The following is a 510-nucleotide window of genomic DNA, read 5'->3' as shown; positions in this document are numbered from 1 at the left end:
ATCTCCGGATCAAAGGATATTTGCTCCTCCCCGAAGCTTATCGCAGCTTATCACGTCTTTCTTCGGCTCTTAGTGCCAAGGCATCCGCCCTGTGCCCTTATTGCTTGACCTTTCGCTCATCACCCTAGCGTAGGTGATGCGGTCTTTTGATTCTCATTGTTGATCTTAGTCTGTTCTCACAGACTAAATCGATGTCTTCCTATCTTACGTTTTAACGTTTGTATCAAGGATATTTGATTAACTTTAATCAAATTTACATGTATGCAGTTTTCAAGGTACAATCATAGGCTTAATCACTTAACCTCACGGCTAATAATTAGTTAAGCCTATGGGCTTAAGTGGACTCGAACCACCGACCTCACGCTTATCAGGCGTGCGCTCTAACCAGCTGAGCTATAAGCCCATTTTGAAATCTTTCGATTTCAGTGGAGATGAAGAGATTCGAACTCTCGACCCCCTGCTTGCAAGGCAGGTGCTCTCCCAACTGAGCTACATCCCCATAATCTGGCG

At 44.7% G+C, this 510-nt stretch carries 2 tRNA genes and 1 rRNA gene; all 3 read right to left on the bottom strand.

From position 1 onward, the window contains the following. Positions 1–110, bottom strand: a 23S ribosomal RNA gene (locus ACTQ50_RS19750); the annotation flags it as partial. Between the two features lie 219 nt (positions 111–329). Next, a tRNA-Ile gene (locus ACTQ50_RS19745) sits at positions 330–403 on the bottom strand. A gap of 23 nt (positions 404–426) precedes the next feature. After that, positions 427–499, bottom strand: a tRNA-Ala gene (locus ACTQ50_RS19740). Positions 500–510: the final 11 nt, after the last annotated feature.

This window comes from Blautia sp. Sow4_E7 (assembly GCF_052116245.1).
Classification (GTDB): Bacteria; Bacillota; Clostridia; order Lachnospirales; family Lachnospiraceae; genus Blautia_A.
The sequence above is the reverse complement of the archived record's forward strand: the minus strand, read 5'-3'. Positions and strand labels throughout refer to the sequence as shown.